Raw genomic sequence first — 25,955 nt, 5'->3', positions numbered from 1 at the left:
GAAAGAGTGCCGGGTGTGATCGACCGCGACTCCTTCCTCCGACGCCAGGCCCGCACCCAGCGGTTCACACTCGGCGCGCCCAAGAACTTCCAGGTCGCCGGAGACGGTTCGCGCGTGCTGTTCCAGCGCGCGGAATCCGGCACCGACCCGCGCAACAGCCTGTGGGCGCTCGATCTCGCGACGGGCGTGGAAAAGAAGCTGGTGGACGCCGCCGAACTGCTGCCGGGCGAGGAAGAGCTGCCCGCGGAGGAACGCGCCCGGCGGGAGCGGGCGAGGGAGACCTCGGGCGGGGTCGTCGGGTACGCGGTGGACGACGCCTCCCGGATCGCCGCGTTCTCGTTGTCCGGCAGGCTGCACACCGTCGACCTGGTGACCGGGGAGACCGCGGTGCTGCTCGACGGGGCGACGGGCGCGGTCGACCCCCGGCCGAACCCGACCGGCACCCACGTGGCCTACGTGCGGGACCGCAGGCTGCGCGTCGTCGAGCTGGCCACCGGTGAAGACCGCGAGCTGGTCACCGAGGACGGCGAAGACGTCGCGTGGGGGCTCGCGGAGTTCATCGCCGCGGAGGAGATGAGCAGGGCGCGGGGCTACTGGTGGGCGCCGGACGGGCGGAGCCTGCTCGTCGAACGCAGCGATCGCGCCGGCGTTCCGAAGTGGACGATCGCCGATCCCGCGGACCCGGCGAAGGAGGCGAACGTCGTCGCCTACCCGGCCGCGGGCGAGGCGAACGTCAAGGTGTCACTGGCTTTCGTCGGGCTCGACGGGAAGCGGACCGACGTGCGCGCGGGCGACTGGGAGTACGTCGCCGCGGTGCACTGGTCCGCGGGCGGGAACCCGCTGCTCGCGGTGCAGTCCCGCGACCAGCGCCGGATGGACGTCGTCGAGGTCGATCCCGCCGACGGCAGCACCAGGGTCCTGCACACCGAGACCGATCCACAGTGGATCGAAATCGTCACCGGGGTGCCCGCGTGGACGCCGGACGGCAGGCTGGTCCGCGTCAGCTCGGCCGACGGCGACTACCGGCTGGTGCTCGACGGCGAGCCGGTCAGCCCGCCGGGCCTGCAGGTGCGGTCGGTGCTCAACACCGGCGCGCAGATCCTGTTCAGCGGATCCGAAGCGGACCCTACGCAGATCCACGTCTACCGCACCGAACCGGGCGGCGGCGTCCGTCGTCTGTCCACAACGGACGGTGTGCACGTCGGCTCCGGATCCGCCGCGGTGACGGTGCTTTCGTCGTGGAGCCTCGCGCACAGCGGCCCCGAAGTGGCCGTGCTCCGCGACGGCGAGCCGATCGCCGGGATCGCTTCGCACACCGTCGATCCCGGGCTCGAACCCGATCCGGTGCTGCTCACCCTCGGCGAACGCGGGTTGCGGGCCGCGCTGCTGTTCCCCTGCGGCCACCGGCGGGGCACGAAGCTGCCGGTGCTGCTCGACCCGTACGGCGGCCCGCACGCGCAACGCGTGCTGCGGAGCAGGAACGCGTTCCTCACCCCGCAGTGGCTCGCCGACCAGGGATTCGCGGTGCTCGTCGCGGACGGCAGGGGCACGCCGGGGCGCGGGGCGGCGTGGGAACGGGAAATCAGCGGGGAACTCGCGTCGGTCACGCTCGCCGACCAGGTGGACGCGCTGCACGCGGCGGCGGAGCAGTATCCCGATCTCGACCTCGGCAGGGTGGCGATCCGGGGCTGGTCCTACGGCGGGTACCTGTCCGCGCTCGCCGTGCTGCGGCGGCCGGACGTCTTCCACGCGGCCGTCGCGGGCGCGCCGGTGACCGACTGGTCCCTCTACGACACCCACTACACCGAGCGGTACCTGGGCACGCCGGCGAACAATCCCGAGGACTACCGCCGCAACTCGCTGATCGCCGACGCGCCGGGGCTCGAGCGCGCGCTGCTGATCGTGCACGGGCTCGCCGACGACAACGTGTTCGTCGCGCATTCCCTCCGGCTTTCCGGCGCGCTGCTCGCCGCGGGACGGCCGCACACGTTCCTCCCGCTGGCGGGCGCGACCCATATGACCCCGCAGGCGGAAGAGGTCGCGGAGAACCTGATGCGGGTGCAGATCGGCTGGCTCCACCGGGAACTGGGCTGAGGTTTCCGTTACGAAGCTTTACGAGGCAGGAGGAACACGTGGCACGGTGGGGTTTGACCATCCCGCTCACCGGGGTGCCGCTCGCGGCGCACCGCGAGCTCATCGAACAGCTTCCCGATCTCGGCTACACCGACGCGTGGTCGGCGGAAACCGCGGGCACGGACGCGTTTTCGCCGCTGCTGCTGGCGTCGCAGTGGGCTCCGTCGCTGCGGCTCGGCACCGCGATCGCGCCCGTCTACACGCGGGGGCCCGGCCTGCTCGCGATGAGCGCGGCGACGCTCGCCGAAGCGGCGCCGGGCCGGTTCGTGCTCGGCATCGGCGCGTCGTCACCGGTGATCGTGCGGAACTGGAACGCGGCCGAGTTCGCCGATCCGTTCGGCCGCTCCCGTGACACGCTGCGCTTCCTGCGCGCGGCGCTGGCGGGGGAGAAGGTGAGCGAGGAGTACAAGACGTTCTCGGTCAGTAAGTTCCGGCTGGAGCGGCCGCCGGACCCGCCGCCGTCGATCATGCTGGCGGCGCTGCGCCCCGGCATGCTGCGCCTCGCCGCGAAGGAGGCGGACGGCGCGATCACGAACTGGCTCGCCCCCACCGACGTGCCGAAGATCCGCGAGGTGATCGGCGAGGACGTCGAACTGGTCGCCAGGATCTTCGTGTGCCCCACCGAAGACGCCGATGCCGCGCGCGGGCTCGGCCGCATGCTGATCAGCAGCTACCTGACCGTGCCGGTGTACGCGAAGTTTCACGACTGGCTCGGCCGCGGTGACGCGCTCGCCCCGATGCACGAGGCGTGGGCCGCCGGCGACCGGCAGCGCGCGAACACCGTCATCCCGGACGAGGTGGTGGACGATCTCGTGGTGCACGGCTCGCCCGACGAGTGCCGCGAGCGTGTCCAGTCCTATGTGGACAACGGGCTGGACACGCCGGTGATCAGCGTGCTGCCCACCGGCGGCGACCCGTTCGACCACGTACGGGGCCTGGCCCCGCGCCGCTAGCCTCCTCGGGGCCGCCCCTTGAAGTCCCTGATGGCCACCATGACGGCACTGAATGCCGTGATGGTGGCCATCACGGCGTTGCGACCCCGTCCCGCCCCGGAAAGTGCCGTCGTGAAGGCCGAGTTCCGGGCACTGAGCGCCGTGATGGTGGCCATCAGGGTAAGCAAGGGAGTTATTCCGCAGGTGGGGCCTCGGTGTAGGCGGCGATGGTGCGTTCCATCGCGCCCTTCGCCTCGTCGTGGCTCACGCCCGCGGCCTCGTGCGCGGCGCCCCACGCCTGCCCGCTGCGCTTCATGAATTCGAGCGCTCCCGGGGTCTGCAGCAGTTCTTCCGGATCCTGCGCGCTTTCCTCGCCGCCCAGGTGCGCGGCGAGCCCGAGCAGGCTGAGGTCCCAGCCGATCCCGACGGCGCCGGGACCGTACTTCCCCCAGTGTTCGGGATCGACATCGACACCGGTGTGTTCGAGCTGGAACTCCGTGTGCCCGCCCGGCGCGGGGGACAGGGTCACCGCGACCTCGGAGGTGTTGGTGGCCGGGTTCTCGCCGAACACCCACGACACCGCGAGCAGTTTCGGCGCGTCGCAGCGGAGGATCTCGCCGCCCGCGTTGCCTTCGATCTGGTAGCGGCCGCCGAGCCGGAGATCGCCCTCGACCGGCCCGAGCCACCGGGCGATCCGATCGGGCTTCGTGCAGGCGTCCCACACGTCTTCGGGGGTGGCGGCGTAGGTGCGGCGGAGCAGGACCGTGCGGGCTTTCCCCCGGGTGCCGAGCTCGCGGTGGGCCTCGGAGAGCTGGCCGAGCAAATCGATCATGGAAAATCTCTTTCGTCGTCGTCGGACAGGGCCGATGCTAAAGCCGCCACTTATATAAGTCAAAAGCGAGCAACTCGAGCGGGTGGCCCGTCGACATCGGCGCCACCGGTGTCCGTATTGTTGCTGAGGGTAGGCAAACCTAAGGAGACTATGTGGCTGACTCGACGCCCGATGCCGGGTCGCTCGCCGGTGGGGCGGCGGGACACCGGCGGCTCGCCGAGCTGATTCCGGTGGCATTGCGCGCTTTCGCCGAAGGAACGGCGGAGCGAGGAGGGCCCGCCCCCGCGGGCGGCCCTGCCGCGGTCGCGGCGAGTCTGGCCGCGGACGCGCCGATGCTGCCGAGGGAAGGCGTCGGAGCCGTGCGTGCGCTCGACGGGCTCGGCAGGCTGCTCGCCGCGGGCTCGGTCGATCCGGCCGAGCCGTGGTGCGCGGCGCACCTGCACTGCCCGCCGCTCGCGGTCGCGGTCGCCGCGGACGTCGTGGCGAGCGCGGTCAACCCGTCGATGGATTCCTGGGACCAGGCCCCGGTGGCCAGCGAGATCGAGCGCGAGTTCACCGCGGGCGTCGCCGCACTGTGCTACCCGGACGCCGCGAGCCCGGACGCCGTGGTGACCACCGGCGGCACCGAATCGAACCTGCTGGGGCTGTTGCTGGCGCGCGAACGGGAGCCGGGCGTGGTGCCGGTTTGTGGCAGAAACGCGCACCACAGCGTCGCGCGGGCGGCGTGGCTGCTCGGGCTGCCCGCGCCGCTCGTGGTGGACTGCGCGGGCGATCGGCTGCCGCCCGGCGCGCTGGACACCGCGCTGTCCGGCCTGCCGGGTCCGGCCGTGGTGGTGGCCACCGCGGGCACCACGAACACCGGCGAGATCGACCCGCTGCCCGCGATCGCCGAGGTGTGCGGTGCCCGTGGCGCGCGGCTGCACATCGACGCCGCCTACGGTGGAATGGCGCTGTGCTCGCCCCGTTTCCGGCACCTCGTCGACGGGCTCGACCGCGCGGATTCGGTCGCGCTCGACCTGCACAAGTTCGGCTGGCAGCCGATTTCCGCCGGTCTGTTCGCGGCGCGCGAAGGGGCCGATCTCGGCGCGCTGACCGTCCGCGCCGAGTACCTCAACCCCGCCGACGACACCGAGGCCGGGTTGCCGGATCTGCTCGGGCGGTCGATCCGCACCTCGCGGCGCCCCGACGCGTTCCGGATGGCGGTGACCCTGCGGGCGCTCGGCACCGACGGGATGGGCGCGCTGGTCGCGCACTGCGTGGACACCGCGGCGGCCGTCGCGGACGCGATCGGCGAGCACCCCGCGCTGCGGCTGTGGGGCGCGCCGACGTTGTCCACCGTGCTCTTCCGCCCGGTCGCCGCCGACGAACTGGGCGACGAACTGGTCGCCGGTGTCCGCAGGGCGCTGCTCGAAGCGGGTACCGCGGTCGTCGGCAGGGCGGCGCTGCCGCCGAAGGAGGGCGGGCCGGAACGGTTGTGGCTCAAGCTGACCCTGCTGCACCCCGGCGTGACGCCGGTGGACTACGCGCCGCTGCTCGACCTGATCGCGGCCGCGGCCGCGAGTCAGGAGACCGGGATCCGCGCCGGACAGAGTACGGTCGGTTCGTGACGCCGTTGGACCTCGCCGGTATCGGGATCGGCCCGTTCAACCTGTCGCTCGCCGCACTCGCGCACCCGGTCACGGGGCTGCGGGCGGCGTTCTTCGACCGGCGCCCCGAGTTCCGCTGGCATCCCGGCCTGCTGCTGCCCGGCACCACGCTGCAGGTGCCGTTCCTGGCCGATCTCGTCTCGCTCGCCGATCCGACGAACCCGTTGTCGTTCCTCAACTACCTGCGCGAGCACCGGCGGCTCTTCCCGTTCTACTTCGCCGAACGGTTCCATATCCCGCGCGCCGAGTACGACCACTACGCGCGCTGGGCCAGTGAGCGGCTGCCCGCCTGCGAGTTCGGCGCCGAGGTCCGTTCGGTCGGCTGGTCCGGCGACGCGTTCGAACTGCGGTTCGCCGATCGCGACCCGGTGCTCGCCCGTTCGGTGGTGCTCGGCGTCGGCACGGTGCCGCACCTGCCGGAACCGCTGCGGGAGCTCGCGTCCGGCCGGGACGCGCCCGTCGTGCACTCGGCGGGCTACCTCGGCGCGCGCGCCCGGCTGCTGGCCTCGCGCCGCGTGCTCGTGGTCGGGTCCGGGCAGTCCGGTGCCGAGGTGTTCCTCGACCAGCTCCAGCACCGGTCCACAGTGGACGGACTGGGCTGGCTGGCGAGGACGCGGGCGTTCGCGCCGATGGAGTATTCGAAGCTCGGCCTCGAACAGTTCACCCCGGACTACACGACCTACTTCCACGGTCTCGGCCAACGAACCCGCGAGCGGCTCCTGCCCGCGCAATGGCAGCTGTACAAGGGCGTCGACGCCGAAACCCTTTCGCGGATCCACGGCGCGCTGTACGAGCGGGGGATCGGCGGCACGTGGCCGAAGGTGACGCTCATGCCCGGCGTCGAGGTCTTCTCGGCGCGCCGGACGGCGGACGGTGTCGAACTCGGCGTGCGGCACGTCCAGCAGGGCACCGAAACCGTGCTCGAAGCGGACGCGGTCGTCGCCGCGACCGGATACCGCGACACGCCGCTCGACGAGCTGCTCGCCCCGCTCGGCGTCGATTTCACCGTGCCGCTGGAAGTCGATCGCGGTTATCGCCTGCGCCTGCCGGAGAAGATCCCCGGCACGGTCTACGTGCAGAACGCCGAGCGGCACACGCACGGGGTCGGGACCCCGGATCTCGGACTCGGCGCGTGGCGCGCGGCGTCGATCGTCAACGCGGTCACCGGCCGCACCGTCTACCCCCTGCCCGACCGGACCGCGTTCACCACGTTCGGCCTACCCCTGGAGGAGCAGTGACCAGCACCCTGACCGGCACCGGCGACGACGCGATCGGGCAGGCCGAAGCCTGGCGCGCGGCGGGATCGCTCGTCCTGCACAAGATGCTGGGGGAGTTGTCCTACGAACGCCTCCTCGACCCCGAAGCCGCCGGTGAACCCGGCGAAGACGGGCACCGGCCGTGGCGGCTGGTGCTGCCGGGCGACGTGCGGTACGAGTTCCGCGCCCGCCGCGGCGCGTTCGATTCGTGGTGCGTCGCGGCGGGCAGCGCGACCAGAGCCGCCGGTGACGACGCTCCCGAACCCGCCGATGACCCACGCGCGCTGCTCGTGGACGCGCGTGCCGTGCTCGGGCTCGGCGGGCTGCGGCTCGCCGACGTGCTGGCGGAGCTGACCGCCACCGTGACCAACGAGGCCACCAGGATCGCCGCCGCGCCGACCGCGGCCCGTCTGTCCACTATGGACTACAATCTGGCCGAAGGGTACCTCACCGGGCATCCGAGGCTGGTGCTGAACAAGGGCAGGGTCGGGTTCTCCGCAGCCGACCGCGAGCGGTACTCGCCGGAGGCGGGCGCCGACGTGGTGCTCCGGTGGTTCGCGGTGCACCGCGACCACGCCCGGTTCCGCTGCGTCGACGGCCTCAGCGCGGAGGAACTGCTCGCCGAGGAACTCGACGACGAGCAGCGCGCCGAGTTCACCGCGGTGATCTCCGACGCGGGCGCCGATCCCGCCGACTACCTGTGGGTCCCAGCGCACCCGTGGCAGGCCGACGAGATCGTGGGCACCTTGTACGCGGGGGAGCTCGCCACCGGCGCGCTGATCGACCTCGGGCCGGGCTGGGACCACTACCGTCCACATCAGACGGTCCGGACGCTGGCGAACGTGGGCAGGCCACAGCGCCGCGACGTCAAGACGGCCGTGTCGGTGCGCAACACGCTCGTCTACCGCGGCCTCAACTCGGCGGCGACACTGGCCGGGCCCGCGATCACCGCGTGGCTCAAGGCGATCGACGCGGCCGATCCCGTGCTGTCCAGGGAATACCGCTTCGAACTGCTCGGCGAGGTGGCGAGCGTGTCGGTCCGGCACCCGGTGTTCGGCGCGCTCGAAGAGCTGCCCTACCGGTTCCACGAAACGCTGGGAGCCCTGTGGCGCGAGCCGTTGCTGGCCAGGGTCGCCGACGGGGAGCAGGCGCTGTCCTTCGCCGCGCTGCCCTACCGCGGTCCCGACGGCGAGTCGGTGCTGGCCGAGGTGATCGGCCGATCGGGGCTCGGCGCGGAGGACTGGTGCGGGCGCGTGTTCGACCTGCTGCTCACGCCGTTGCTGCGCTGGCTGCTGCGCTACGGCGTGGGATTCTGCCCGCACGGCCAGAACCTCGTGCTGGTCGTCGACTCCGCCGGGGTCCCGTTGCGGGTGGCGATCAAGGACTTCGCGCAGGGCGTCGACCTCCTCGACGAGGACCTCGACTGCTACTGGTCGATGGCGCCGGAGGCCTCCGCCGAGATGCTGCGCTGGCCGGCGCACCTGCTGGCGCAGTCGCTGTTCAGCTCGGTGTTCTCCGGTCAGCTGCGGTTCTGGGCGGAGATCCTGCTCGACGAGCTCGGCCTGCCGCGCGCCCGGTTCTGGGCGCTCGTGCGCGAGGTGGTGACGCGGTTCCGCGACGAGAACCCGGAGGAGGCCGCGCGGTTCGACGCGTGCCGCCTGTTCGCGCCCGAGGTCGAGCGGGTGACCCTGAACCGCGAACACCTGGCGGGCAAGGGGTTCGACAAGGTGGAGCGGGACGACGAGTTCGACGTCCGCTGGGGCACCGTGCCGAACCCGCTGCACGCGCCGGACCCTGGCGGCGCGTGGTGACTTCGCCGCGCCCGCTGGGGCCGCGCGCGCTCGCCGAACGCCGCCCGTCCAGCCCGCCGGACGGCCGCCTGCTGCTGTTGGTGCCGGATCCGCACGCGCGTTTCGCGGCCGTCGAGCTGGACGCGGGGTTCGTCGCCGACGAGGTGCGCGAGCACGGTTACGGGCTCTGCACCTATGTCTTCTGCTGGAGCCCAGAACGCACCGCGCTGTCCGAAGTGGACGAATCGCTGCGGCGTTATGCCGACCGCTACGGCGATCTGCGGCTGCGGCCGGACTTCGCGTCGCTGACCGCGCTGCCGGACGGGACGTCCGCGGTGGTGTGCGACGCCGAATGGCCGAGCGGGGAGCCGGTCGCCGCCGCGCCGAGGCAGGCCCTGGCCGCGCAGCTGCGGACGCTCGAAGAACTCGGTTTCGTGCCGTCGGTCGGCATCGAGCACGAGGTCGTGTTCACCGGTGCCGACGGCGCGCCGATGACCGGCCACGGCGTCGACTACGCGCTCGGCGGCACCGAAAAGCTCGCGCCGCTCCTGCGCGAACTGCGGTCCGATGTGGACGGTGCGGGGCTCGGACTGGAATCCGCGCGGGCCGAATGCCATCCCGGCCAGTACGAGCTGGTGCTGCGGCACCGCGACGCGCTCGCGGCGTGCGACGACGCGATGCTGCTTCAGCACCTCGTGCGCACGGCCGCCGCTCGCCACGGCGTCGAAGCGCGGTACCTCGCCGCGCCCGAACCGGGGCAGGGCAGCTCGTGCCACGTGCACCTGTCACTGTCCACAGCGGACGGTCAGGCCGGGATGACCGGGGCGCTGGGGCACTTCCTCGGCGGCGTGCTGCGCGACGCGGCCGTGCTGACACCGATCTGGGCACCGACCTGGAACTCCTACGTGCGGCTGCGGACCGCGCCGTTCTCGCCGATCGAGCTGCGCTGGGGCACCGACGACCGGACCGCCGCCGTTCGGCTGGCCGGTCGCGGCGACTCGGCGCGGCTGGAGTTCCGGTTCGCCGGTGCCGACGCGCAGCCGCACCTCGTCGTGGCGGCGCTGCTCGCGTCGGGCCGCGCCGGGATCGAAGACGGCCTCGCGGTGCCCGGCGAAGGAACCCCGGCCGGTGCGTTGGCGAGCACGCCGTGGGAGGCGTTGCGCGCGTTCACCGAAAGCACGCGGCCCGCCGAGCTACTGGGTACCGAGCTGGCTTCTCAGCAGGCGGCGCTGTTGTCCGAGGAACTGGACTCCGGCCTCGGCGCCGTCACGGACTGGCAGCGTCGACGGGCTCGGCTTCGGGCTTGACCGGCGCGGGCCGCGCGGCGCGCTTGGCCCGCAGGCGCGGGATCGCGTAGGCGATCAGCAGCGGGACGCCGACGAGCACGTACGACGCGGTGAGCACCTGGTCCTTGGGCGTCCAGTCCTGCGTCACCACCGGGAATTCGGTGTCCGGCAGCGAATGGAACGGGGCGAGGTAGAACACCGCCGCGGTGGCGAGCCCCGCGACGAGCCAGCCCGCGAAGGCGGGCGATTTCGCCGACCACCGCTTGCCGAGGTAGCCGATCATCACCAGCACGGTCGGCACCACCCAGACGAAGTAGTGCGACCACGAAGTCGGCGACACCAGCAGGCCGAGGCCCGCGTTCGCCATCAGCGCCAGCACCGGCTCCGAGTTCCGCATCGCCAGCGCCACCAGCACAAGCAGCGCTGCCGCGAGGAACAGCCACAGGATCTTCACCGCGCCCTCGGGCATCCCCGTGCGGGCGAGCACCGCGTTGATCGTCTGGTTGGTCTTGAACGCGGTGCCGCTGACCCCGGCCGCGGCCGAGCCGCCCTGGAACCAGTACCGGATCGACGCCGTCCAGTCCACGCCGAACCCGACCGCGCTGGCCGCCAGCCAGGTGATCCCCGCGGTGATCGCGGCCTTGTAGTCCTTGCGGACGAGGAAGTAGAGCAGGAACGCGGCGGGGGTCAGCTTGATCGCGGCGCACAGGCCGATGCCGAAACCGCGCGGCCACACCGTGCGCCCGGCGAGGCAGTCGATCGCGATCACGGCCATCATGATGATGCTGACCTGGCCGAACTCGAAGGTGTCGTTGACCGGTTCGAAGAACAGCGCGATCGGCGTCGCGACCGCGGCGACCATGATCCCGCCGCGCCGGTCGAGCTTGGCCCACACCCGCCTGGAGACCAGGTACAGCGTGATGGCGAGGCAGATGATGTTGATCGTGTAGAGCGCCGCGATCGCACCCGTCCACGGCAGGATCGCGAGCGGGCCGAGGATCAGGATCGAGAACGGCGGGTACACGAAGGGCAGGTGCGCGCCGTTGGCGACCGGGGGCAGCTGGCCGTACATGTCCTGGTCGTGCCACCACGCCTGGACGCCGTAGCGGTACACCTCGAGGTCGAGATGCGCGTTGGGGAGGTCGTCGAGGAGCAACCGGACGGAGAAGTACAGACCGACCGCCGCCAGCGCGAGCACGCCCCAGAAGTATTTTCGCATCGGGGTCGAGAATAGAACGTGTGCGGAACGTGCCCGCAGTTGACCTGGGGATTGCGGTGGTCTGGTTCACTCGGGTGACATGGACGTGTTCGAGACGACCCGGCCCGGCGACTACCTGCTGCGGCTCGCCCGGTCGGGTGCGGGCAGCGCGTACAAGCGGCTCGCGGCCAGCCTGCTCGACATCCGCCCCGGTGACGTGGTGCTGGACCTCGGCTGCGGCCCCGGCGCGGACCTGGCCGCCTTCGCCGAGGCCGCGGGCGAAGGCGGCCGGGTGATCGGGATCGACCACGACCGGGTGCAGCTGGAGAAGGCCCGTGCGACCGCGCCGCCGCGGGCCGATGTGCGGGAAGGCGACATCCACGCGCTCGACCTCCCGGACGCCTCCGCCGACCGGGCGCACACCGACCGGGTCCTGCAGCACGTCGCCGACCCGGTCGCGGTCGTTGCGGAGCTGCGGCGGGTGCTGCGCCCCGGCGGCGTCGCCGTGCTCGCGGAGCCGGACTGGGACACCCTCGCCATCGACCACCCCGACCTCGCCACCGCCCGCGCCTACACCCGCTACGTGACCGAGCGCGCCGTCCGCAACGCCACCGTGGGGCGGTCGCTCGCGCGTTACGGCGCCGACGCGGGGTTCGAGGTCCGCGACGTCGTCCCGGTGACCACGGTCTTCCGCGACGTGACGGCCGCGGACCAGGTGCTCGGGCTGCACCGCGTCACCGGGCGCGCGGTCGCCGACGGGTACCTCACCGAGGAGGCGGCACGCGACTGGCTCGCCCACCTCGCGAACCGCCCGTTCTTCGGCTCGGCCACACTGCACCTGGTCGTCCTCGGCGGCTGAGGGCACTTCGGGCCGGACGTGAGCGTTCCGAAAGGGATGAACGCGAGCGCCACCTTCGCGGACGCTGGAGCCACTTTCCCGGCCCTCGCGGCACAGGCCGAGTGCTGCCTGATCGCGACTGTCTCTTGTGGACTGCCTGTTCCCGTTCAGCCGACGGCCGCGTCGACCAGTGCCTGGCCCAGTTCCGTTCGCCGGTACCGGACCTCGTGCCCGTGGCGCCGCTTGTCGGCCAGCCCGGCGTCGCGCAGCGCGCCGAGGTGCTCGGCCACGGTCGCGGGCGCGAGACCGTACCGGCCCGCCAGCTCGGTGGTGCTCGACGGCGGGTCCAGCGCCGCCAGCACGGCGGCCCTGCTGCGGCCGAGCAGGCGCGCCAGCCGGTCCGGTGGGGGCGGCGCGGTGGTCCACAACCGCGCCGCGCCGCGGGCCGGGTACAGCACCGCGGGCTGGTAGGCGGGCGCCACCACCGCGACCAGGTACGGCCACGCGAACACGCCGGGCACCAGCAGCAGCCCGGCGCCGCCGAGGTCGCGGTCGTGGTCGCGGTACTTGCTCGCGACCAGCTGGGTTCCTTCCCAGCGCAGCGTCGGGTGCAGATCGTCGAACAACGCGCCGAACCCGCCCTCGGTGAGCCGCTGGCCGCGGTGGGCGATGTCGTCTTCGAGCACCCGCCTGATCTTCGGCCAGTCCGGCTCGAGCAGCGCCTCCCACGCGGCCTCCACCGCGTCGGCGAGCCGGTCCCGCGCCGCGGCGGGGTCGGCCAGCATCCGGTCGACCTCCGCGGCGCGCGGATTCGCCGGCTGGTCCCGCGTCCTGGCCAGCTCGGCCGCGACCCGGCCCGGCGGGGTGGCGCGCACCCGCGCCAGCTCACCGGCGAACTCGGTCCGCGGTGTGCGCGGTGGCGGGGTCAGGAAGTCCGGGGTGTGACCGACCCGCGGCTGCACCGCCCGCACCGGATCGAGATCGAGGCCCTTCGCCAGGCCCGCCTTGGCGGACACCCACGGCGAATACAGCGGGCGGTGCCGGTGGTTGTGCAGCACGCGGACCGCGGAGAGCGTTTCCCAGAGCGGTGAAATGCCGAACCGGCACCGCGCCGCGTCGGACTCGCCGAACCGGATCACGGTCATGAGCAGGGTCTTTCGGTCACAGCCGAAAGCTTATCGGTGCATCGACCTTGCCACGAGGCTGAAGTGCATGAGCACTGTTCCCGTCTCCAGGGCCTCTCACGGGTATCGCGCGGTGCTGCGCGCGCCGGGGATGCGCGCCGTGTTCGCCGCGCACGCGGTGTCCATGGCGGGCACCATCGCGGCCGAGGTCGCGCTGTCCATCCTGGTCTTCGAGCGCACCCGCTCGCCGCTGCTGTCCGCGCTGGTGCTGGCCTGCTCGTTCCTGCCCCACGCGTTCGGCGGCACCGCGCTGTCCCCGATCGCCGACCGGTTCCCCGCACGGGGCCTGCTCGTGTGCTGCGATCTGCTCAGCGCCGCCTGCGTCGCCGCGATGCTCGTGCCGGGGCTGCCGGTCGTGGCACTGCTCGCGCTCCTCGTGGTCACCAGCGTCCTCGCCCCGGTCTTCCAGGGCGCCCGCGCCGGCAGCCTCGCGCACCTGCTCGACGCGGACCTCTTCCCGGTGGGCCGGTCCCTGCTGCGGGCCGTCAGCCAGTCGACCGTGCTCGCCGGGTTCGGCGTGGGCAGCGCGCTCGTCGCCACGATCGGCACCGCGTGCCTGCTCGCGGCCGACGTGGCCAGCTTCCTCGTCTCGGCCGTCCTCATCGGACTGTGCACCCCCTCGACCCCGGTGCCGCGCCGGGACGGCGGATCCGGGGGATCGGGTTTCCGCGCGGTGTTCGCGCGGGTCCCCGTCCGCCGCCTCCTGCTGCTGTCGTGGGCGGCGCCCGCGTTCAGCTCCGTAGCGAGCGGGCTCGCGGTGGCCTACACCGCGCAGGCGGGCGCACCCGTGGCCGGTTCGGGTGCGTTGCTCGCGGGGTATGCCACCGGGACCGTCGCCGGGGAGATCGTCGTGGCCACCCTGCGGCCGCACGTCCGGCGGCGGCTGCTGTTCCCGCTTCTGCTGCTGAACCAGCTTCCCCTGGCCGCCTTCGCCTTCGTGCCACCGGTCTGGTGCGCCACCGCGCTGCTCGTCCTCTCCGGCACCGGGTCCGCGTTCAACCAGTGCGTCGACCCGGTCGTCCTCGCCGCGGCCGATCCCGCGGCCCGCGGCAGGCTCTTCACGGTCCAAAGTGGAGGGTTGATGGCGGTCCAGGGGGCCGGGATCGCGGTCGCCGGCGCGGTGGCGGCGCTGGTCGCGCCGGCGACTGTGATCGGCACGGCGGGCGTGCTCGGCACCGTGGGCGTGTTGGCGCTGGCCCGCCGCGCGGTATCGCCTCAGCCCTGAAGGATCTGCGCGCTCATCGCGCGCAACCCGGCGACGATCTCCGCGGGCGCGGTGTCTGGCCTGCCCGCGTCGTACGGCGGCTCCGGCGCGTACTCCGCGCCGAGCTGGATCCGTTGCGCCACTTCGGCTCCGGCGATCTCTCCCGCGAGCGTCAGCGCCATGTCGATCCCGGCGGAAACCCCCGCCGCGGTGACGTACTTGCCGTCGGTGACGACGCGCTCGCTCACCGGGACGGCGCCGAACGAGGGGAGCCGGTCCAGCGCGATCCAGTGCGAGGTCGCGCGCCGTCCGCGGAGCAGACCGGCGGCGCCGAGGATGAGCGAGCCGGTGCAGACCGAGGTCGTCCACGTGGTCGTCGCGTCGACCGCGCGCAGCCAGTCGCGCACCGGGCCGTCGCCGGCGGGGCCGCGGGTGTCGGGGCCGCCCGGTACCAGCACGATGTCCGGTGCTTCGACCTCGCCGAGCGACGCCTCCGCGACGAGGGTGAGGCTGTCCGCGTCGTTGCGGACCGGGCCGGTTCGCTCCGCGGTGAACACCACTTCGGCGCCGGGAAGGCGGCACAGCATCTCGTAGGGGCCGACCACGTCCAGCGCGGTGAACCGGTCGTAGAGCAGGATGGCAACGCGCATCAGGGGTTCTCCTTGAATGTCGCTTGTGGACAGATGTGCCCGGAATCAGCTTCGGGAAGCCTGCGCGCGCATCCCGGCGACGATCTCCGCGGGCGCGGTGTCCGGCCTGCCCGCGTCGTACGGCGGGGCGGGCGCGTACTCGGTGAGAAGCTGGATCCGTTGCGCCGCCTCGTCGCCCGCGATCCGGCCGGCGAGCGTCAGCGCCATGTCGATCCCGGCGGACACGCCCGCGGCGGTCACGTACTTGCCGTCGACGACCACGCGTTCGCTCACCGGTTCCGCGCCGAACGAGGGGAGCTGGTCCAGTGCGAGCCAGTGCGAGGTGGCCTTCCTTCCGGTGAGCAGACCGGCGGCGCCGAGGATGAGCGAGCCGGTGCAGACCGAGGTCGTCCACGTGCTCGTCGCGTCCACGGCCCGCAGCCAGTCGTGCACCGGCCCGTCGGTCATGAGCTCGCGCTGCCCCGGCCCGCCGGGTACCAGCACGATGTCGGGCGACTCGACCTCGCCGAGTGCCGCGTCGGCGACGATGGCGAGGCTGCCGAGGTCGTTGCGAACGGGGCCGGTGCGCTCGGCGGTGAAGACCACTTCCGCGCCGGGGACGCGGCCGAGCACCTCGTACGGGCCCGTCGCGTCCAGCGTGGTGAACCGGTCGTAGAGCAGGATGGCAACGCGCATCAGGATTCTCCTCGGGAATGGGCCGGCCGGAACCGGCGCCGGTATTCGGCGGGGCTCACGTCGAGCACCCGCAGGAAGGCTCGCCGCATCGCTTCGGGGGTGCCGTACCCGCAGTCGCGGGCCACTTCTTCGACGCCGCGGCCGGTGTCTTCGAGCAGCCGCCGCGCCGCCTCGACGCGGACCCGGTCGACGTACCGGCCGGGGTTCACGCCGACTTCGGCGGCGAACACGCGCGCGAACTGCCGCGGTGACAGGCTCGCCATCCTGGCCAGCGCCTCCACCGAAAGATCGGCGTCCGGGTGCTCGGCGATCCACCGCTGGACCTCCCGCACCGGTTCGCGTTCGGCCACCTGCGCGGACAGCTGCGTGCTGAACTGCGCCTGGTTCCCCGGGCGGCGCAGGAACATCACGAGGTAGCGCGCGATCGTCAGCGCGACCTCCCTGCCGACATCGGCTTCGACGATCGCCAGCGCCAGGTCGATGCCCGCGGTGACCCCGGCCGAGGTCGCGAGCGGGCCGTCCTCGACGTAGATCGGCTCGTCCGACACCAGCACGTCCGGGTACCGCTCGGCCAGCGCGTCGCAGTAGGCCCAGTGCGTGGTGGCGCGGCGGCCGTCGAGCAGGCCCGCTTCCGCGAGCAGGAAGGCCCCCGTGCACACCGAAACCAGGCGCGGCACGCCGGGTCCGGTGCCGCGCAGCCACGCGGTTAGCTCCGGGGGAGGGGACCAGGTGCCTTCACCACCCGGCACCACCACCAGATCGGGCACCGCGACCTCGGCGAGGTCGGCGTCCGGCGTGATCCGCAACCCGCTCGACGTGCGGACGGCCGCGCCGCCGACGCTCGCTGTGGTGATCGCGTAAGCGGGCTTTCCCCCGTGTGCGAGAAGCCAGCCGTTGGCGCTGGTGAACACCTCCAGCGGGCCCGTCACGTCCAAGCTCTGCACCCCGTCGAAGAGGAGGAAGAGCACCGCCGCGGTTCGCATGCCTCCCATGCTGGCCGGGCGTCAGGATGGCGGCAACGTCGAAGAACCCACCTTTTCTGCCATCACGCGTCGTGGCGGTCAGCGCAGCAGGCCTCGTTCGCGCAGGTGCTCGAAGACGAGGCGGGTGATGGGGGAGACGCGGTCGCGGTCGGCGTAGGTGAGCCACGCCAGCTCCGCGATCTCGCCGCTCGCGGTGAGCGAGCCGGAGAACTCGGCGGTGTAGCAGGTCATCCGGACGAGCACGCCCGCCGCCTTGCCGTGGGCCTGCGCCTCGAACACTCCGAACCGCACGGCGCTCGCGGGGTCGATCGCGACCGCCAGCTCTTCGCCGATCTCCCGCACGAGCGTCTCGACGTCGGTCTCACCCGGTTCGCGTTTGCCGCCGGGGAGGTAGAACGCGTCCTTGCCGTGCGAGCGCGCGCCGAGGACGCGCTCGTCCGCCAGCCGGAGCCAGGCGATCTTGTCCAGGGAAGCCACGGGCCGGACGGTACCGGGTCACGCCAGCCTGGCGAGCGCGGCGGCGCTCGGGCTGCCCGGTTCCGCGGTGTACATCGCCAGCTGCAGCTCGGTGCCGGGGACCAGCAGGGTCTGGCAGACCACGTCCAGCTCGCCCAGTTCGGGGTGGCGCAGGTACTTGCGCAGCGCCGCGACGGGGCGCACGTCGTGATCGCGCCAGCCGATCGCGAACTCCGGGCTGTGCGCGGCGAGTTCGTTGACCAGTTCGCCGAGGACGCGGTCGGCGGGGTAGCGGGCGCTGGCCGCGCGGAGCTGGGCCGCGAACTGCCGGGCGAACTCGCGCTCCTCGCCTGCCGGAGCCCGGCAGAAGGTGCCACCGAGCCGGATCGCCAGCCGCACGGTGTTGCGGTCCTCGGCGGGCAGCAGCTCGAAACGGGGGATCAGCGCGGCCGCCGCACTGTTCCAGGCCACGATGTCCTGCCGCTCGTCGATCAGGTAGGCGGGGATCGACCCGAGCCGGTCCAGCAACCCGCGGGCTTCGGCGGGCACGGGCCTGCGGCCGGTGCTGGCCGGGATCTGCCCGGCCAGCCGCGCCAGGTGCTCGCGTTCGGCGTTGGTGAGCTGAAGCGCGGTTCCCAGTACCGCCAGCACTTCCGGGGAAGGGCGCCGCGCGCGGGCCTGCTCCAGCCGTTCGTAGTAGCTGACCGACATCCCGGCCAGCGCGGCGACCTCTTCGCGGCGCAGTCCGGGGGTGCGGCGGGCACGGCCGCCCGGCTGGGTGGCGGCGGCAGGAAGCTGGTCCGGGCGCAGTGCTTCCCGCCTGCGGCGGAGGAAATCGGCCAGTTCGGCTCTGCTCACGCCACCCATGATGGCATCGGCCGCCCGGCTTAGCCACGGACTGGCGGTCCGGGGCTCGGCTCGCTGTTCCGCGTCGGCGCACCCCCTGTCCACTCTGGACTGGTCACACCTCGTCGAAACACCTGGAGGACATCGTGCCGAGCAGTCCCGAAGAGACGCTTCGCCGGATGTTGGATCTGATGCTGGTCAAGGACACCGATGCGGCCGCCGACCTGTGGGCCGAAGACGGCGTCGCCGAGTTTCCTTTCGCCGTCGGGACTTCGCCTCGCCTGGTGACCGGGCGGGACGCGATCCGTGTCTACTTGGGACGGTTGCCGGGGGTGCTGGACATGCGGGAGGTGCCCGCGATCACCGTGCACCACATGGAAAACCCCGACACCGTCGTCGCGGAGTTCAGCGCGACCGGGCGCACGCTCTGCACCGGAGAGCCCTACCGGCTGGACTACATCGCGGTGATCACCGTCCAGGACGGTCTGATCACCCGCTACCGGGACTACTGGAACCCGCTGGCCACCGCTTCCGCGACCGGGACGCTGCCCGAGCTTCTCGACGCGCTGGGCACGGAGGTCGCCCGATGAACGCCGTGCTGGTGACCGGCGGCACCGGGAAGACCGGAAGCGCGTTGGTGGAACTGTTGCGCGCCAACGGTGTTCCGGTCCGGGTGGCGAGCCGCCACCCGTCGGACCGCGACCCCGCCGCGATCCGGTTCGACTGGGCGGACCCGGCCACCCACCCAGCCGCGCTGCACGGGGTGGACCGGGTCTTCCTCGTGCCGCCGGTGGAAAGCGCCGACCCGATGCCGCTCGTCGAGCCGTTCCTGGCCGAGGCCCGACGCCGCGGCGTGCGCCAGGTGGTGCTCCTCGGTTCGGCCATCGTGCTGCCGAACGCGCCCAGCGCGCTGGAACTGGCCGCGCAGGTGCGTGCCCAGCCGGGGTGGGTCGTGCTGCGCGCGTCGGGGTTCATGCAGAACTTCCTGAGCCCGCACCCGCTGGGCGAGCGGATTCGGCGGCACGGCGAGATCCGCACCGCCGCCGGTGACGGCAGGCTGGGCTGGATCGACGCGCGCGACATCGCCGCCGCCGCCTTCGCCCTGCTGACCGGGCCCGGCGACCAGCAGCGGGACTACCTGCTCACCGGCCCGAAGGCACTGAGCTACCCGGACGCGGCGGCGATCATCACCGCCCACACCCGGCGGCCCGTCCGGGTGGTGCGCACCGAGGTCGACGACCAAGCGGCCGCCTACCGGGCGGCGGGTATCGCCGCCGACTTCGCGGCCGCGCTCGCCGCCGTGGAAGACGGCATCAGAGCGGGCCAGGACGACCAGATCAGCACCGCGGTCCTCGACCTGACCGGCCGCCCGCCCCGCACCTTCGCCGAGTTCGTCCAGGAGCACGCGACCGCGTGGTCGAGCTGACCATGCCTGCGCCCGCCATTGCACATCTGCTTAGAAGGATCGGCCCACTTGTCGAGGCGAGTTGTCCAAACCCGTAAGCGGGTCGAGTGAGCAGCTCCTTGGATATCTGCGGTCAAGTTGTCACTGAGCGAACCGCTTGGCCCGGAGCACTATCAAAAGGCTTCCCGCAGTGAATGACCTGCGGGAAGCCTTTGCCCGGTCGGGCTGACAGGATTTGAACCTGCGACCCCTTGACCCCCAGTCAAGTGCGCTACCAAACTGCGCCACAGCCCGGGCCTCGAACCTCGCGTGAAGTTCGATGGGGAAAGCTTAGCTGGTCACCCGGCGCCCGTCGCAGGCAGGTCGCCTGTTGCCACCGACCTGCGGAAATGACCCCGGCGAACTCCCGCTGCGGGCCGCTGTCTCGGGAAGGTGCCGCACATGGGCGCCCTCCGACCTCCGTTGGGTTCCGCGATCGGCAAGCGAACACGATGAACGAGAACATGGAGTCGTCGTTGACCTGTGACACGCCTCCAGCGGCGCCACCGCCGATAAAGAGGCCTCCGACCCGAGGAGCGCATTGTGCCCATCAGCACTGCCGAGACCACTTTCCGCACCCTCGACGGCCTCCAGCTCTCGGGCACGGTGTTCGCGACCGAGCCACCGGCCGCTCACGCCGTGGTCTTGGTGCATGGCGGTGGTGTCACTCGGGAGGAAGGCGGGTTCTTCGGCCGTCTTGTCGAGGGGCTCGGCGAGGCTGGGCTTGCGTCTCTCCGTTTCGATCAGCGTGGCCACGGAGTCAGCGACGGCACCCAGGAAGAGCGGACGCTCGCCGAGCACCTCAACGACATCACGTCCGCCATCGAGCACCTCCGCGGCGTCACCGGCGCGAGGACCATCAGCTTGCTGGGGACCAGCTTCGGCGGCGGTCTCGCCGCCTACTACGCCGCGCGAGCGGGAGCGGAACTCCAGCGCCTGGTGCTGCTCAACCCGCAGCTGAACTACCTGGATCGCTACGTCGACCAGAAGCCTCATTGGGTCGACCGCCATCTCGACGACACCGCTGCCCAGCAGCTCCGCGAACGCGGCTATTTGGACCACTCGGACACGGTGAAACACAGCCGCGCGTTCCTGAACGAAGTTTTCTGGATCCGGCCGAACGAGGTCATCGGCGAGATCGCTCGCCCGACGCTCATCGTGCACGGCACGCAGGACACGTTCGTCTCCATCGAATCGTCCCGGAAAGCGGCAGCGCAGTTGCGGGTCGAGCACGAGCTGGTCGAGATCGACGGTGCTCAGCACGGTTTCGCCGTGGACAAGGATCCCGAGTACCTGAACCCGCAGAGCCAGCAGTGGCAGGCGTTCGTCATCGAGACCGTCACGAACTGGCTCACTTGCGGCCTGAACCCGCCTATGAGGTTCACCCCGGGGAGTGGACACCGAGTTAGCAGGATCAGTCGTTCTGCTGAAAGGATGTCCTCATGCCTCCTCGCAAGCACCGGTCGTACACGGCGGAGTACAAGGTCGAGGCTGCTCACCGCGTGATCGATTCCGGCCGGACGATCGCTGAGGTTTCCCGCGAGCTGGGTATCGACGCGGGCATGTTGAGTGTCTGGGTCAAAGACGAACGTCGACGGGTCACCGCGGCCGAGGTCCACGGAGACAAACCTCTGGAGGCCGCCGAACGGGCCGAACTGTTGCGCTTGCGCGGACAGGTGACCGAGCTAGAGGAGTCGATGGGCGCCTTGAAGGGCGAGCAAAGTTGGATGCGGGCGGGGGCGAATGCCGGTGCCTCGGTCGTTGGCGGAGCACTCGGCGGCGCGGTGGTTGGAGCGGTGGCTGGGAGTGCGTTCACTCCGGTCGGTTCTCTGATCTTGGGTGTGATGGGTGGCTTCGGCGGCGCGAAGTTCGCCAGCGATATCGTAGAAGGCTTCTCTCAGAAGATCGGCTAAACGACGACCACACCCCACCCGCCGACGCGACCAGGCAAGCAGCGCTCGACGCCGAGTTGTCGCTTCCACCGGATGCGACCCGGACGGATTGGGACACCCCGTGATTCCGCTCTGGCTGGTCGCTCTGGTACTGCTTGGGCCCGCGGTCGGTTACGGACCTTTCCTCGGCCTGCTGGCCTACGTGAACAAACGCCGCCGCCAGCGCGAGATCCGTCGCCAGGCAGCGCTGCGACGCAACGGCAAGATCACCGTCGAGGAGCTGTACGTGCGTGAAGAGGGCGATCTCGCCGGGGAGACGTCGCCATGACAGGGTATCGGCATGGGCATCAGCGCAACGCGGCTTCGGGACGGCGTGATCGGCGTCGGCTACGAAGGGCAGGAGATCCAGTCCTTTGTGGATGATCTTGTGCGACATGGAGTGACGCGGCTGGTGGACGTCAGGCTGACGCCGATTTCCCGGAAGCGGGGTTTCAGCAAGACCGCGCTCGGTGGCGCGCTTGCTGAGGCTGGGATCGTGTACGACCACCGTCGTGAGCTGGGCAATCTCAAAGCCAACCGGGCTGGTTTCGCGGGAAGCGAGACGGAGCTGGCGCAGGCGAAGGCCCGGTACGCTGAGCTGCTCGACAACGAGGAGGCGCAGGCGTCGTTGGACGAGTTGGGGCGTTTGGCGGCGACGGAATGCATCGCCGTGTTGTGTTTCGAGGCTGATCAGCGTCGCTGTCACCGCGATGTGGTGCTCGGTGAGATCGCCAGCCGGCTATCGCGGTCCTGACCTGAGGGGTGGGTAGTAGACGCCGAGGACGCTGAACGTCCCGGGGTGGGCGGCGACGTTGCCGACGTAGAACGCGACTTCGCGGTCAGGCGCACAGAGTTCGTTGAGGAAGCGCTGCTCAAGCTCTTGCTGGGCAGTGGCGTCGTTCAGATCGCCGAGGCGGAGAATCTGGAACGCGACGAACTCCCAGTCGAGGAAGCCCTGCTTGTGGCCGCGGCAGCCGGGTTCTTCGCACTCGTAGTGGTAAGTCCCGGTGAAGCGCGGCGCGCGCAGAGGCGTGCGGTCCTCATTGCCGAACAGGGTCAGCTGACCCATGTAGGCGTCGATCTTGGCCTGCTGGCTGGCAGTCCAGCCAGGATGCCGGGTTATGCGCAGCCCGGTGATCCGCTTCGGCGTGATCAAAGCGAGGGACTGGCTGTTCATTGTGGCGCCGCGGTGCAGGCGGCACATCGTCACTTGAGGGTTGATGGCGGGGTCGAGCCACGGTCGACGGTGCTGCCATTTGGCAAGGTGGTTCTCGACGTGCAGGGTCGGCATCAGTGGTCGCCAGCTCTCGCGGCGGGCATCCTGTCTGGCTGGTACGGCGTCGACCAAGACGACGTCGTACTTCTTGAAGCTCGCGTCTCCGCCGAGTTCTCGGAAGTTGATCGGGTACAGGCGAACCCAGCCGGGACGCGCGGGATCGACGCTCAAACCGGCGACGCACACTGTCTCGCCGTACTTGTCCGAGGGGTTCGGTGCCGCCTTGACCGTGACAAGCACTCGCAGGGTGACCACTTGGTCGCCCGCGGGTTTGCTCGCGGGCGTGTCAGGCGGCTGCCCGAACATCGGTAGTTGCGTCATCAGCCCTCCCCGGCCAACACACGACAGCTACCCAACGTAATAGTGATCGTAGCGTGCTGTGAACGCCCGTTTGGGTGAGGTAGCGAGACGGCGCGGCGCGGTCAGGCTTCTGATTCGGGCTGGTACAGGCTGAACGGGCAGCCCTGGTCGTCGGCGCAGTGTGCGAGTCGTCCTACGCCGGGGACGGTTTGGATGTCGCCGGTGGTGCCGCCGAGGTCGCGGACGCTGGTGGTGGAGGTGTCGATGTCGTCTGTGGCGAAGTAGACGCGGGGGTGGTCGAAGGTATCTGTGCGAGGTGTGATCGCTCCGGCGGGGCCGTTGTCGATGACGTGGTAGTCCTCGCCGAACTCGGTGGTGGACCAGCCGAACAGGCCGGTGTAGAAGATGCGGGCGGCGGCGGTGTCCTTGGCGGGCAGTTCGATCCAGTTGACGTGTCCGGGCATGGCCGGGTCCTTTCATCGGGGTGGTTGACGTATCGAGGACGCACGGCGGAGGCGGATCTCGACACCGGACACGAAATTTTATTGGGCAAGAGCGTGCTGGCCGGTGTCGAAGGCGTGCAGGGCGGCTCCGACGGCCGCGGCGACGGTGATCTCGAAGATGGCGTCTTGGCTGTGCCCGGCGTCGGTGAGCCGGGTGATGTCGGCGTCGGTGATCCGGTAGGAGGCGTCGCGGACGAGCGCGGCGTAGGAGCGCCAGGGTTCGTCGAGGGTGTCCGGGTCCGCGGTGGCGCGGCGTAGCGCGGGGTCGGTGTGAGCTGGTGCATCGAACACCGCGTGGCGCAGGGCGGTGATCGGGTCGCCGGGGGTGGGGGTGCCGCCGGAGAGCAGGAAGCCGGGGAACTTGTAGCCGAAGCGGTGCAGGGCGCGGGGTCCGGTGCGGAGTTGGTCGCTGCGCAGGGTGAAGCCGAACGCGTTCGCGAGCCGGTTGACGACGTTCCACACGAGATCGACCCGAAGCGCCTCGCGGATGGCGGATTCCGGAACGCCGTCGACCTTGCGCGGCGCTTGATCGCCGGTGGTGTCATCGAGAAAGGCCCGCACAGCACGGAGTTCGGGGCGGGTGGTGTTGGAATCGTCGGGGTTGATCTCGCCGTGGGAGGCGATGCGGGTGAGTTCGGTGTGGGACTCGGCGCAGAAGGGGCAGCGGTGTCGTTGGGCGGTGCGCATGGCGAGGTACTCGCGTTCGCCCGCGCTCCAGTAGGACGGTCCGCGCATGGCCGCGACGGTGATCGCCAGGAAGGGGCGGGCGAAGAAGTCGGGCCGGTAGAGCAGGGTGCGCACGATGTCGGGTGCGTCGCCGCGACCGGTGAGGGCGAAGAACAGCCGGGCACGCATGCGGTGTCCGGTGTCTAGAGTGGACAGTCTCATGTGGGCTCCATCGGGTTGGTTACCGGGGTTTCGTTGGCGTGGCGGGTGTCGAGGTCGAGCAGGCGGTGGGCGAGGAAGCGGCGGTCGGCGGGGTTGACCGCGAGTTCGTGGGCGCGGCGGTAGGCGGCCGCGGCCTCGCTGGTGCGGTCGAGGCGGCGCAGCAGGTCTGCGCGGGCGGCGTGGAAGAGGTGGTAGCGCCGCAACGCGGCGTCGTCGAGGTCGTCGAGAAGGGCGAGCCCGGTGACGGGGCCGCCGTCGGGCGGGCTGGTCATGGCGATGGCGACCGCGCGGTTGAGGGCGACCACGGGTGAGGGCGCGATCCGGTGCAGTTCGGTGTAGAGCGCGGCGATCCGGTCCCAGCCGGTGTCGGCCGCGGTCGGGGCTTGGACGTGGATGGCGGCGATCGCCGCCTGCAGCTGGTACGGGCCCACTGTGCGGTGGCGCAGGGCGCGGTCGAGAACGGTGATGCCTTCGACGATCGCGGCGTGGTTCCACCGCGAGCGGTCCTGGTCGTCGAGGAGGACGACCTCGCCGTCGCCGGTGTGCCGCGCGGTGCCGCGGGCATCGTGGAGTAGCAGGAGCGCGAGCAGGCCGAGTGCTTCGGGTTCGTCGGGCATGAGGGTGGCGATCAGGGTGGCGAGCCGGATCGCCTCTTCGCTCGGCCGCTTGTCGGTGCTGGTGTAGCCGTGGGTGAAGATCAGGTAGACCACGGCGAGCACGCCGGGCAGTCGTTCGGGCAGCAGGTGATCGGCGGGGACGGTGAGACTGATCCCGGCGTCGCGGATCTTGCGTTTCGCTCGGACCAGGCGTTGGGCCACGGTCGGTTCGGTACTGAGGAACATCCGGGCGATCTGCCCCGCGGTCAGCCCGGCCACGGCGTTGAGCGTGAGCGCGACCCGGACGTGTTCGGCGAGCGCGGGATGGCAGCAGGTGAACAGCAGGCTCAGCCGCTCGTCACCGATCTCGGCCAAGCGCTCGTCCTCGAGCGCGGGCGTCGTGACCGCAGCCGGTTCGCCCGGAGTGGAGGTGTGGTGTGCGGTGCGGGCGCGCCGGAGCCGGTCGATCGCGCGGTTGCGGGCCACAGTGAGCAGCCACGCCACCGGATCGTCCGGCTCGGCTGCGCTCCAGCGGTCCAGCGCGAGGGCGCACGCGTCCTGCAACGCGTCCTCGGCGAGTTCGAAATCGCCGAGGACGCGCACGAGCGCGGCCAGCATCCGGGCCCGGTGCTCGCGGTAGACCCGCTCCACGGTCAGCGCGGGCGGCCCGATCACCTCCTGCTCACCGCGGTTGCGCCGGTGTGTGGTCGAGCCCGGGCACTCCCGCTAGTGGGCGGACCTCGATCGAGCCCACCGCGGCCATCGGGCACAGCGCGGCCAGTTCCAGCGCTTCGTCGAGGTCGTGGCAGTCGAGGATGTAGTAGCCGCCGAGGTGGTCGTGGGTTTCGGCGAACGGGCCGTCGGTGATCAGGGCCTTACCGTCGCGGACGCTGACCGTGGTAGCGGTGTGCTCGCCCTGCAACGGGTCCCCGGCCACCAGCGCGCCGCGGCGGCGGCATTCGTCGGCGAACGCGTTCACCCTGGCCAGCGCCTCGGTGAACCCGGGGTCGGCGGGTTCGGGCCGGTCGCAGTTGTAGATCAGCAGCATGTACCGCATAGGTCCTCCTGTCGTCGCGCACGGACGAGCGGGTGTGGTCGAGCAGAGGAC

General features: G+C 71.3%; 27 protein-coding genes and 1 tRNA gene. 14 read left to right on the top strand and 14 right to left on the bottom strand.

Annotated features, from left to right (window positions below):
* Positions 1-15: 15 nt before the first annotated feature.
* Both HUW46_RS01085 and HUW46_RS01080 read left to right on the top strand, forming a co-directional pair.
* A complete protein-coding gene (locus HUW46_RS01085; RefSeq protein ID WP_215545471.1) occupies positions 16-2,094 on the top strand; it encodes a S9 family peptidase in 2,079 nt (692 codons plus the stop codon).
* Positions 2,095-2,132: 38 nt separating this feature from the next.
* Positions 2,133-3,086, top strand: a complete 954-nt coding sequence (locus HUW46_RS01080) for an LLM class F420-dependent oxidoreductase (protein ID WP_215545470.1) — start codon at positions 2,133-2,135, stop codon at positions 3,084-3,086.
* A 172-nt stretch (positions 3,087-3,258) separates the two neighbouring features.
* Here HUW46_RS01080 and HUW46_RS01075 read toward each other — a convergent pair whose 3' ends face one another.
* The gene (locus tag HUW46_RS01075; protein ID WP_215545469.1) at positions 3,259-3,897 is read right to left on the bottom strand and encodes an SRPBCC family protein; all 639 of its coding nucleotides are present in this window, start codon (positions 3,895-3,897) and stop codon (positions 3,259-3,261) included.
* A gap of 152 nt (positions 3,898-4,049) precedes the next feature.
* Between HUW46_RS01075 and HUW46_RS01070 the strand changes: the two genes are divergently transcribed.
* The 4 genes from HUW46_RS01070 to HUW46_RS01055 all read left to right on the top strand — a co-directional run bounded on the left by HUW46_RS01070 (position 4,050) and on the right by HUW46_RS01055 (position 9,896).
* Positions 4,050-5,504 carry a pyridoxal phosphate-dependent decarboxylase family protein gene (locus HUW46_RS01070; RefSeq protein ID WP_215545468.1) on the top strand — a complete coding sequence of 485 codons (1,455 nt, stop codon included), beginning with the start codon at positions 4,050-4,052 and terminating at the stop codon, positions 5,502-5,504.
* Positions 5,501-6,781: a lysine N(6)-hydroxylase/L-ornithine N(5)-oxygenase family protein gene (locus tag HUW46_RS01065; RefSeq protein ID WP_215545467.1), complete on the top strand. Its 1,281-nt coding sequence runs from the start codon at positions 5,501-5,503 to the stop codon at positions 6,779-6,781. The genes HUW46_RS01070 and HUW46_RS01065 overlap by 4 nt, the downstream gene beginning before the upstream one ends.
* Positions 6,782-6,864: 83 nt before the next feature.
* On the top strand, positions 6,865-8,610 hold the full coding sequence (locus tag HUW46_RS01060) for an IucA/IucC family protein (protein WP_215549593.1): 1,746 nt from the start codon (positions 6,865-6,867) through the stop codon (positions 8,608-8,610).
* Positions 8,604-9,896, top strand: a complete 1,293-nt coding sequence (locus tag HUW46_RS01055) for a glutamine synthetase (RefSeq protein WP_254125681.1) — start codon at positions 8,604-8,606, stop codon at positions 9,894-9,896. The genes HUW46_RS01060 and HUW46_RS01055 overlap by 7 nt, the downstream gene beginning before the upstream one ends.
* Here HUW46_RS01055 and HUW46_RS01050 read toward each other — a convergent pair.
* Positions 9,856-11,094 (bottom strand): glycosyltransferase family 87 protein, encoded by a 1,239-nt coding sequence (locus HUW46_RS01050; RefSeq protein WP_215545466.1) that lies wholly within the window; start codon positions 11,092-11,094, stop codon positions 9,856-9,858. The genes HUW46_RS01055 and HUW46_RS01050 overlap by 41 nt on opposite strands.
* A gap of 79 nt (positions 11,095-11,173) precedes the next feature.
* Here HUW46_RS01050 and HUW46_RS01045 point away from each other — a divergent pair, with 79 nt between their 5' ends.
* A complete protein-coding gene (locus tag HUW46_RS01045) occupies positions 11,174-11,932 on the top strand; it encodes a methyltransferase domain-containing protein (protein WP_215545465.1) in 759 nt (252 codons plus the stop codon).
* Positions 11,933-12,078: 146 nt separating this feature from the next.
* Here the strand turns inward: HUW46_RS01045 and HUW46_RS01040 are convergent, their stop codons facing one another.
* Complete coding sequence (locus tag HUW46_RS01040) at positions 12,079-13,056, bottom strand: DUF5937 family protein (protein ID WP_215545464.1); 978 nt, start codon at positions 13,054-13,056, stop codon at positions 12,079-12,081.
* 67 nt (positions 13,057-13,123) lie between these two features.
* Here HUW46_RS01040 and HUW46_RS01035 point away from each other — a divergent pair, with 67 nt between their 5' ends.
* Complete coding sequence (locus HUW46_RS01035) at positions 13,124-14,320, top strand: hypothetical protein (RefSeq protein WP_215545463.1); 1,197 nt, start codon at positions 13,124-13,126, stop codon at positions 14,318-14,320.
* On the opposite strand, the gene HUW46_RS01030 is transcribed toward HUW46_RS01035, so the two are convergent.
* From HUW46_RS01030 to HUW46_RS01010, 5 genes are all read right to left on the bottom strand, one after another.
* Positions 14,311-14,949, bottom strand: a complete 639-nt coding sequence (locus HUW46_RS01030; RefSeq protein WP_215545462.1) for a DJ-1/PfpI family protein — start codon at positions 14,947-14,949, stop codon at positions 14,311-14,313. The two genes, HUW46_RS01035 and HUW46_RS01030, sit on opposite strands and share 10 nt — an antisense overlap.
* A 45-nt stretch (positions 14,950-14,994) precedes the next feature.
* A complete protein-coding gene (locus HUW46_RS01025) occupies positions 14,995-15,624 on the bottom strand; it encodes a DJ-1/PfpI family protein (RefSeq protein WP_215545461.1) in 630 nt (209 codons plus the stop codon).
* Complete coding sequence (locus HUW46_RS01020) at positions 15,624-16,607, bottom strand: GlxA family transcriptional regulator (protein ID WP_215545460.1); 984 nt, start codon at positions 16,605-16,607, stop codon at positions 15,624-15,626. Before HUW46_RS01020 ends, HUW46_RS01025 begins: the two co-directional genes overlap by 1 nt.
* 78 nt (positions 16,608-16,685) lie before the next feature.
* Entirely contained in the window at positions 16,686-17,084 is a 399-nt protein-coding gene (locus HUW46_RS01015) for an NUDIX hydrolase (RefSeq protein WP_215545459.1), read from the bottom strand.
* Between the two features lie 18 nt (positions 17,085-17,102).
* Positions 17,103-17,921 carry a helix-turn-helix transcriptional regulator gene (locus tag HUW46_RS01010; RefSeq protein ID WP_254125679.1) on the bottom strand — a complete coding sequence of 273 codons (819 nt, stop codon included), beginning with the start codon at positions 17,919-17,921 and terminating at the stop codon, positions 17,103-17,105.
* A 167-nt stretch (positions 17,922-18,088) separates the two neighbouring features.
* On the opposite strand from HUW46_RS01010, the gene HUW46_RS01005 reads away from it, so the two are divergent.
* Positions 18,089-18,499 carry a nuclear transport factor 2 family protein gene (locus HUW46_RS01005; protein ID WP_215545457.1) on the top strand — a complete coding sequence of 137 codons (411 nt, stop codon included), beginning with the start codon at positions 18,089-18,091 and terminating at the stop codon, positions 18,497-18,499.
* On the top strand, positions 18,496-19,335 hold the full coding sequence (locus HUW46_RS01000; RefSeq protein WP_215545456.1) for an NAD(P)H-binding protein: 840 nt from the start codon (positions 18,496-18,498) through the stop codon (positions 19,333-19,335). The genes HUW46_RS01005 and HUW46_RS01000 overlap by 4 nt, the downstream gene beginning before the upstream one ends.
* Positions 19,336-19,534: 199 nt before the next feature.
* Here the strand turns inward: HUW46_RS01000 and HUW46_RS00995 are convergent.
* Positions 19,535-19,608: transfer RNA gene (locus HUW46_RS00995), tRNA-Pro, on the bottom strand.
* A gap of 288 nt (positions 19,609-19,896) precedes the next feature.
* On the opposite strand from HUW46_RS00995, the gene HUW46_RS00990 reads away from it, so the two are divergent.
* The 4 genes from HUW46_RS00990 to HUW46_RS00975 all read left to right on the top strand — a co-directional run bounded on the left by HUW46_RS00990 (position 19,897) and on the right by HUW46_RS00975 (position 22,038).
* Complete coding sequence (locus HUW46_RS00990; protein ID WP_215545455.1) at positions 19,897-20,859, top strand: alpha/beta hydrolase; 963 nt, start codon at positions 19,897-19,899, stop codon at positions 20,857-20,859.
* Positions 20,856-21,266, top strand: a complete 411-nt coding sequence (locus HUW46_RS00985; RefSeq protein WP_254125677.1) for a hypothetical protein — start codon at positions 20,856-20,858, stop codon at positions 21,264-21,266. Before HUW46_RS00990 ends, HUW46_RS00985 begins: the two co-directional genes overlap by 4 nt.
* Positions 21,267-21,366: 100 nt before the next feature.
* Positions 21,367-21,573: a hypothetical protein gene (locus tag HUW46_RS00980; RefSeq protein ID WP_215545453.1), complete on the top strand. Its 207-nt coding sequence runs from the start codon at positions 21,367-21,369 to the stop codon at positions 21,571-21,573.
* 12 nt (positions 21,574-21,585) lie between these two features.
* Entirely contained in the window at positions 21,586-22,038 is a 453-nt protein-coding gene (locus tag HUW46_RS00975; RefSeq protein ID WP_215545452.1) for a DUF488 domain-containing protein, read from the top strand.
* On the opposite strand, the gene HUW46_RS00970 is transcribed toward HUW46_RS00975, so the two are convergent.
* The 5 genes from HUW46_RS00970 to HUW46_RS00950 form a co-directional block, all read right to left on the bottom strand.
* Positions 22,024-22,881, bottom strand: coding sequence for a hypothetical protein (locus HUW46_RS00970; RefSeq protein WP_254125675.1), 858 nt, complete (start codon positions 22,879-22,881; stop codon positions 22,024-22,026). The genes HUW46_RS00975 and HUW46_RS00970 overlap by 15 nt on opposite strands.
* Positions 22,882-22,982: 101 nt before the next feature.
* Positions 22,983-23,324: a VOC family protein gene (locus tag HUW46_RS00965; protein ID WP_215545451.1), complete on the bottom strand. Its 342-nt coding sequence runs from the start codon at positions 23,322-23,324 to the stop codon at positions 22,983-22,985.
* A 78-nt stretch (positions 23,325-23,402) separates the two neighbouring features.
* Positions 23,403-24,251, bottom strand: coding sequence for a hypothetical protein (locus tag HUW46_RS00960; protein ID WP_215545450.1), 849 nt, complete (start codon positions 24,249-24,251; stop codon positions 23,403-23,405).
* Positions 24,248-25,465, bottom strand: a complete 1,218-nt coding sequence (locus HUW46_RS00955) for a sigma-70 family RNA polymerase sigma factor (protein WP_254126542.1) — start codon at positions 25,463-25,465, stop codon at positions 24,248-24,250. The genes HUW46_RS00960 and HUW46_RS00955 overlap by 4 nt, the downstream gene beginning before the upstream one ends.
* A 64-nt stretch (positions 25,466-25,529) precedes the next feature.
* Positions 25,530-25,904, bottom strand: coding sequence for a YciI family protein (locus HUW46_RS00950; RefSeq protein WP_215545448.1), 375 nt, complete (start codon positions 25,902-25,904; stop codon positions 25,530-25,532).
* Between the last annotated feature and the right edge of the window lie 51 nt (positions 25,905-25,955).

Source organism: Amycolatopsis sp. CA-230715, assembly GCF_018736145.1.
In the GTDB taxonomy this organism is placed as follows: domain Bacteria; phylum Actinomycetota; class Actinomycetes; order Mycobacteriales; family Pseudonocardiaceae; genus Amycolatopsis.
The sequence above is the reverse complement of the archived record's forward strand: the minus strand, read 5'-3'. Positions and strand labels throughout refer to the sequence as shown.